The following is a 6,705-nucleotide window of genomic DNA, read 5'->3' as shown; positions in this document are numbered from 1 at the left end:
AGTCGACGACGGGCGGATACGGCCAATGCTCGCCGATAATTTGCAAGGAGAATGAAAATGGGATTGCTCATTGACGGTCGTTGGCACGATCAGTGGTACGATACCTCGGCCAGCGGCGGACGGTTCGTGCGCCCGGACAGTGTTTTCCGCAACTGGGTGACGCATGACGGTACGCCCGGCCCGACGGGGGGCGGCGGCTACAGAGCCGAGGCCGGCCGTTATCATCTCTATGTCTCCCTGGCGTGCCCCTGGGCGCATCGGACCCTGATCTTCCGAGCCCTGAAGGGGCTTACGCCGCTCATCGATGTCTCGGTGGTGCATTGGCTCATGGCCGAGCAGGGCTGGAGCTTCGCCGCAGGCGATGGTGTGGTTCCCGATCCTGTCGGCGGCGCGCACTATCTGCACGAGGTCTACACGAGGTCGGACCCGGCCTACTCGGGCCACGTTACGGTTCCCGTTCTGTGGGACAGGAAGACCGGCACGATCGTCAACAACGAGTCGTCCGAGATCATTCGCATGTTCAACACCGCCTTCGACGGTATCGGCGCGAAGGCAGGCGACTATTATCCCGAGGTACTCAGGACCGAGATTGACGGCTTGAACGCGCGCATCTATGCGACGGTCAATAACGGCGTCTACCGGGCCGGTTTTGCCGCGACGCAGGAAGCCTATGAGGAGGCCGTCGGCCCGCTGTTCGAGACACTGGACTGGCTCGAGGATCGCCTGTCATCCCGGCGCTTTCTAACAGGCGGGGAAATCACGGAAGCCGACTGGCGGCTGTTCACGACGCTGATTCGGTTCGATCCCGTCTATGTCGGCCATTTCAAATGCAACATCCGGCGGATTGCCGACTATCCGCGCCTTTCCGACTATATGCGCACCCTGTTCAGGACCGAGGGCGTCGCAGCGACTGTCAATCTTGGGCACATCAAGCGCCACTACTATCAGAGCCACCGCAAATTGAATCCGAGTGGCATCGTTCCGGTAGGACCGGAGCTTGCGTTCATGTCGAGAGCCTCAGCAGAATAGCGGCGCCGCGCTGGGCTATCAGCGGTCAAGGTTTTTTGCGTTTCGCAGCCGCCGCTGCCGAAGCCTTCCCGGTCGTCTAAACCTTCTCTAGGCCGGTTTACCCGAGCGTTTATCCTTGACGCGCAAGGCGTCGTACGACCCTGGACCTTTTCGGACTAATGCCTGAAATGAATTGGCGATCCCGGCATGACTCGAACATGCGACCTACGGTTTAGGAAACCGTCGCTCTATCCGGCTGAGCTACGGGACCGAAGCCCCCGCCGGAAGGCGGGCGGCTTGGAATTTCCATACCAGAGCGGCCGCCGGATCGCCAGCCTCTGGAAAGGCGGCCGGCAATGAAAGGGGCTCAGCTTCGCGACCGCGGTTTAGGCACAGCCGCAAGGCCCGCTTTGGCGATACCGCGGTCCCAGCCGCGCAGCCACAGCGCCGTCGCCGTGATGGTCCCGTAAGAGACGGACGCAACCGCCACTGTGATGAACAGCGCCCGCAGGCCGCCGCCGAAATGGAGCACGATCAACCAGCGAAGTAGAGCAGCATTCCGAATCCGAATATGCCGTAGAATGGCGCGACCGTGTGCAGATAGAGTTCGCCGGTCGCCAGCACCGTCGGCTCGGTGCTGAACAGCGAAAGCCACGCGCGCGGGAATATCGCCGCGGTCACGCCGATCAGTTCGGTGATGCCGGCGGCGAAGAACGCGCCGATCCAGGCAATGCGTTCCGCTCTGGCCACCTGGCCGGCGCCGAAATTGGTTCCGACCATGGTCAGCGCCGCCGTGCCCAGCGAGAACAGCAGCGGAATCAGGATATAGTCGAGCCGCGAGGCGATGCCGTATCCCGCGATCGCGTTGGTGCCGAACAATCCGACGATGCCGGTCACCAGGATGACGGTGAGGTTGGCCTGGATCGTCCCCACCGCGGACAACCCGCCGACCCGCAGGATGTCCGCGAGCAACCGCCATTCGATACGACGGACATCCAGCGGCAGACGCAGCGTGCCGCGGCCTGAGCGCAAATAGCCGATCAACACCAAAGCCCCGACCAGATAGTAGGCGACGACCGCAACGCCGGCGCCCGCGACCCCGAGCCTGGGAAAAGGTCCCCAGCCGAAGATCAGGATCGGCGAGAGCGGCAACAGCACGAACAGGCCGATAAAGATCACCGCGGCCGGCACCACCGTATTGCCCGCGCCCCGCAACGCGGCGGCCAGCAGGCTGACGATCCAGACCAGCGCCGCACCGGCAAAAACGGTGTCGGCATAGGCCAGCGACGCCGCAAGCGTGGCGCCCTGCCCGCCGAGCGCCCGGTAGAGCGCGCTGCCGCCGAGGAATTCGGCGGCCGAGAACACCACGCCGAACACGACGGCCAGCACCAGCGCGTTCAGCACCAGCGCATCGGCTTCATCCTTGTGCCCCGCCCCCAGCGCGCGCGCGACCGCCGACGCGACACCGCCGCCGATCCCGCCATTGGACATCATCTGCATCAGCATCAGCACCGGGAACACCAGCGCGACACCCGCCAGCGCATCGGTGCCGAGAAAACTGACGAAATAGGTTTCCGCGACGCCGACCAGGGTTTGCACCACCAGGACCACCACGGTCGGGATCGCGAGCTTGAGCATGGTCGGCAGGATCGGGCCGTTCAGCAGCGCCTGGCGCCGGGCCAGCATCCGGGCCTTGATCCGGGCCTCGGCGATGTCGGCCTCGGGGTCATCGGGCGGCGCGGCAGCACCGGTGGGCGACAGGCCGTCGTCGGCGCCGGTTCGGGCGGTTGCGGCGGCGGATCGCACGGATAATTCCGATGGTGCCACTGGATTTGCTCCACATCCGCCTTTATCTGCATATGCAGATATAATATGTGTATATGCAGATATCGGCTTGCGATCAACCGCGCCGGCCGATAGATGCGGATAAATTAAGAGTGATGATGACCGACCCGATCGATCTCAAAGAGGTGGCTGACTGTACCTGCCTGCGTGCCCGCCGGGTGACGCGGCGGCTGACCCGGATCTATGACGCAGCACTTGAGCCGGTCCACCTCACCGCCAACCAGTTCGGGGTGCTCGCCAATCTCTACGCCGCAACGCAGGGCGGCCAAGACCATCTCCCGATCGGCGCGCTGGCGGAGCGCGTCGGGAAGCATCCCACGACATTGAACCGCGATCTAAAACCGCTCGAGGTTCTGGGGCTGGTGGTCAGCGTCGAAAACCCCGGCGATCGCCGCGTTCGCGCGATCCAGATCACCGCCAAGGGACGGGCCCATCTGCGCAAGGCCGTGCCGTTCTGGCGCCAGGCGCAAAGCCATGTCCGGGAACACTTGGGGTCCCGCGCGATGGGTGCCTTGAATGAAATGCTCGAGACCGCCGCGGTGAAACTCGGCGCTCAATAGTCGGCTCGCGCTGGAGCGCGCGCGACCGCCGGCGTCGCGATGCCGCGCTACTCGCAATATTGCTTGCCGATGAACATGAAGCATTTCGCGGCACTGTCCGCGACCGGATGAATCCTGTGAAGCATGACATGCCGCCAGTGTCGGCGCGGGCGTTGTTCCCGCGGAGTGTGCTGCGTCGTCGGCGCCGTGCAGCGCTCATTGAGATCCCGGTCGCCAACCGGCTTCCAGATCGCCCGCGTGCCGTCGAATGAGCACGTCAGCATCAGGGATTTCTGGGCGCAGACATAGGCCCCCTCGCTGTAGGATTTACTGTCATACAGACAGACCGGGCCAACCCCTGCTTTCTGTTCCGGCGCGGCGGCGACCGCTCCCGCGCAGCCCAGGCAGAGAAATATCCAAATAAAATAGCGGCTCATCTCGACTATCCCCTTTAAAAATGAGCCCCCGCGAGGGGACAAACAGCTGAATATCTGCAGAGAATTCCGACCGCATCCGAGTGGGCACGAAGCCTCGGATGACATGATGCAGCCTAGCACCTGCCGGCATCTGTGATCCGGCTCACGCTGCATGTTGCCGGAAACTGATATTCAGATCTGCAATTCCAATCGCCCCGCCCGGCAACTTGTCGGTCAAGGGGCTGATTGGTATGGTTCAGCAATTGGGCTGTGGGGCGCCTGGAATGCGGTTCGTACTCCTGATTTTCTTCGCCTTTTTGTTCAGCCTTTCGACTGGACAGGCGTTGGCGGACAAGCGCGTCGCGCTGGTGATCGGCATGTCCAGATATCAGCAGGTGCCGCGGCTCACCAACCCGGCGCGCGACGCCGACGCCATGACCGCACTGTTCAAGAAGGCCGGCTTCGACACGGTCGACAGCCGGCGTGACCTCGGCATTTCCGACCTGCGCCGCGCGGTCCGCGAATTCTCCGAGGTTTCCCGCGATGCCGATATCGCGGTGGTCTATTATGCGGGTCACGGCATCGAGGTCGACGGCACCAATTATCTGGTGCCCGCGGACGCGAGGCTGCTGAGCGATTTCGACGTCGAGGACGAAACCATGTCGCTCGATCGCGTGCTCAAGGCGCTCGATCCGGTCAAGCGCCTCAAGCTCGTGATCCTGGACGCTTGCCGCGACAATCCGTTCGCCAAGACGATGAAGCGCAGCGTCGCCAGCCGCTCGATCGGGCGCGGGCTCGCGCAAATCGAACCGGCGATGTCGGACACGCTGGTCGCCTACGCCGCCAAGGCCGGCGCGGTGGCCAGTGACGGCGACGGCGACAACAGTCCGTTCGCCGCCGCGCTGGTGAAATACATTACCGAACCCGGGCTCGATCTGCGCCTGGCTTTCGGCCGCGTCCGGGATGAGGTGATGAAGACCACGGCCAACCGCCAGGAGCCATTCGTTTATGGTTCGCTCGGCGGCCAGACCATGGCGCTGGTCCCGCAGGTCGCAAAACCCGTCGATCCAGAAGTCGAAGCGCGCGTCGATTACGAGCTGGCCGCGCAAATCGGGACCAGGGAAGCGTGGGACTCGTTTCTCGCCAGCCATGCCACCGGCCTGTATGCGAACCTCGCCCGGGCCCAGAACAGCAAATTGTCGGCCGCGCAACAAACCCGCACCAAGGCGGACGATGCGCGGCGGGAGGCCGAGGAGCAGGCGGCGCAGAAAGCCGCCGAGCTGCGCCGGCAGCTCGAAGAGCAGAGTACGCGCCAAACCGCCGAGGCCAAGCAGAAGCTCTCCGAGCAGGCCAAGAAAGACCTCGAGGAAGCCCGGCGCCAGGTGGCCGAACAGGCCAAAAAGGAACTGGACGAAGCCAGAAAGCAGGTCGAGCTGGCGCAGCAACAGGCCGAAGCCGCCCGGCAGCAGGTCGAGCAGGCCAAACGTCAGGCCATCGCGGATGCACAGCTCCAGGTCGAGCAGGCCAAACGCGCGGCCAAGGCAGACGCCGAGAAGATGGCATCGCTGACGCCGAACCAGTCGATCCCGCAGGGCTCCATGCCCGCGCCCGCGAAAATCGATCAAGCCGACATTACCCGATTGCTGCAGGCCCACCTCAAGCGCGTTGGCTGCAATGCGGGGACCGTCGACGGCAATTGGGACGATAGTTCGAAAAAGGCGCTCGAACTTTTCAACAAGAATGCCCAAACCAGCTTCGATATCAAGCTGGCGAGCCTCGATGCCCTCGACGCCGTCCGCGGCAAGTCCGATCGGGTGTGCCCGCTGACCTGCGGCAAGGGACAACGTGTCGAGGGCGATCGCTGCGTTGCGATCAGTTGCGGCAGCGGCTCCTTCCTGAATTCCAGCGGATCCTGCGAGAAACGCCCGGAGCCGGCGCCGAAACCGCGGACCGCGACCCAGGATCCCGCGCCGCAACCCCGCTCCGCTTCGCCGGGCGGTGCGAAATGTTTCTCCTTTAACGGAAAGAGTTATTGCGAGTAGGTTTTCTGCGACCCGGCAACGCGGCCGCGGCAACAACGCGCGAAAAATGGAGATTCAGTATGGAGTTCCCGGCATGTCCCTCGCGACTGCGCCAGCGTTGTTGCCATCTCGTGCCGGCCATCATCGCGCTTTCTGTCATCTCATCCGGCGCGCTGGCCGCGCCCCCGCAGCTCTACGGCAAGTCGGTGATCGTGAGCTGGCAGGAAGATCGACAGCAAACAACGGGGCAGGACGCGCAGATCAGGTCCATTTCAGCTTCAGGGGAGTTTTCCGTCTATATCAGCGACGCCGGGCGTCCATTCAGCCGCTTCGCGATGACCGTCTCGAGTGCGCGCGGCCGAAGAACGGGCACAAGGACAAATGACGCCGTGCAGGGAGAAGGTTCCGCCAGATCGTTCAATTTCCACGGCGCAACGATGAGCGCGAGCATGCCGCGCGGCAGTGCCGGTGCGACGCAGGTATTGATCACTTTCGACGGCGGCTTTCAGAGCTGCTCCGCCCATGTGGTGACAGGCAAGGCCGGCGGCGCTCAATCGACGAGGACGACGAGCATTATTACCGGCGCTGAAGTCGAGATTTTCTCGGTGAAAACGAGCGGCGAGAGCTGCCGCGTGCAAACAGGGAATGTTTTCGGCAATTGAAGCCTCATGCCTGGCCATCGACCGAGGCCCTCCGTCGCCCGCCACGAAGCCGCCTCATTTCCGTATCCGCCAGCCGTTCGGTGAGCGCAAGACGGATGCGGTCGCCATTGCCGATGATCCGCGTTCGCATGTTCGATTTCGATTCCGCATGGAAACGACGGATGGGTTCATCATCGTGGGTTCCCGGCACGCTGCGTAACAAATAGTCAGCGGA

The 6,705-nt window shown here is 63.5% G+C and carries 7 protein-coding genes and 1 tRNA gene; 4 read left to right on the top strand and 4 right to left on the bottom strand.

The genetic code is table 11. The features are described from left to right. The first annotated feature begins 57 nt into the window (after positions 1-57). A complete protein-coding gene (locus ABR948_RS28090; RefSeq protein ID WP_428124335.1) occupies positions 58-1,029 on the top strand; it encodes a glutathione S-transferase family protein in 972 nt (323 codons plus the stop codon). Between the two features lie 173 nt (positions 1,030-1,202). Here ABR948_RS28090 and ABR948_RS28085 read toward each other — a convergent pair. After that, positions 1,203-1,279 (bottom strand) — tRNA-Arg (locus tag ABR948_RS28085). A gap of 263 nt (positions 1,280-1,542) precedes the next feature. Continuing rightward, positions 1,543-2,814 carry an MATE family efflux transporter gene (locus tag ABR948_RS28080; protein WP_428124333.1) on the bottom strand — a complete coding sequence of 424 codons (1,272 nt, stop codon included), beginning with the start codon at positions 2,812-2,814 and terminating at the stop codon, positions 1,543-1,545. Between the two features lie 137 nt (positions 2,815-2,951). Between ABR948_RS28080 and ABR948_RS28075 the strand changes: the two genes are divergently transcribed. After that, positions 2,952-3,413, top strand: coding sequence for a MarR family winged helix-turn-helix transcriptional regulator (locus ABR948_RS28075; RefSeq protein ID WP_428124331.1), 462 nt, complete (start codon positions 2,952-2,954; stop codon positions 3,411-3,413). 47 nt (positions 3,414-3,460) lie between these two features. On the opposite strand, the gene ABR948_RS28070 is transcribed toward ABR948_RS28075, so the two are convergent. Further along, entirely contained in the window at positions 3,461-3,829 is a 369-nt protein-coding gene (locus ABR948_RS28070; RefSeq protein ID WP_428124329.1) for a DUF1496 domain-containing protein, read from the bottom strand. A 263-nt stretch (positions 3,830-4,092) separates the two neighbouring features. Here ABR948_RS28070 and ABR948_RS28065 point away from each other — a divergent pair, with 263 nt between their 5' ends. Beyond that, positions 4,093-5,850, top strand: a complete 1,758-nt coding sequence (locus ABR948_RS28065; RefSeq protein WP_428124327.1) for a caspase family protein — start codon at positions 4,093-4,095, stop codon at positions 5,848-5,850. Positions 5,851-5,909: 59 nt separating this feature from the next. Continuing rightward, positions 5,910-6,491 carry a hypothetical protein gene (locus tag ABR948_RS28060; RefSeq protein WP_428124325.1) on the top strand — a complete coding sequence of 194 codons (582 nt, stop codon included), beginning with the start codon at positions 5,910-5,912 and terminating at the stop codon, positions 6,489-6,491. 4 nt (positions 6,492-6,495) lie between these two features. Here the strand turns inward: ABR948_RS28060 and ABR948_RS28055 are convergent. After that, the coding region (locus tag ABR948_RS28055) for a hypothetical protein (RefSeq protein WP_428124323.1) at positions 6,496-6,705 on the bottom strand (210 nt) is incomplete at its 5' end.

The organism is Bradyrhizobium sp., assembly GCF_050014615.1.
Taxonomy (GTDB): Bacteria; Pseudomonadota; Alphaproteobacteria; order Rhizobiales; family Xanthobacteraceae; genus Bradyrhizobium.
The sequence above is the reverse complement of the archived record's forward strand: the minus strand, read 5'-3'. Positions and strand labels throughout refer to the sequence as shown.

Bases quoted from the DNA above. Each gene is read 5' to 3' on its own strand.
- ABR948_RS28060 (WP_428124325.1), top strand. From the start codon at position 5,910: ATGGAGTTCCCGGCATGTCCCTCGCGACTGCGCCAGCGTTGTTGCCAT.
- ABR948_RS28065 (WP_428124327.1), top strand. From the start codon at position 4,093: ATGCGGTTCGTACTCCTGATTTTCTTCGCCTTTTTGTTCAGCCTTTCG.
- ABR948_RS28070 (WP_428124329.1), bottom strand. From the start codon at position 3,829: ATGAGCCGCTATTTTATTTGGATATTTCTCTGCCTGGGCTGCGCGGGA.
- ABR948_RS28075 (WP_428124331.1), top strand. From the start codon at position 2,952: ATGACCGACCCGATCGATCTCAAAGAGGTGGCTGACTGTACCTGCCTG.
- ABR948_RS28090 (WP_428124335.1), top strand. From the start codon at position 58: ATGGGATTGCTCATTGACGGTCGTTGGCACGATCAGTGGTACGATACC.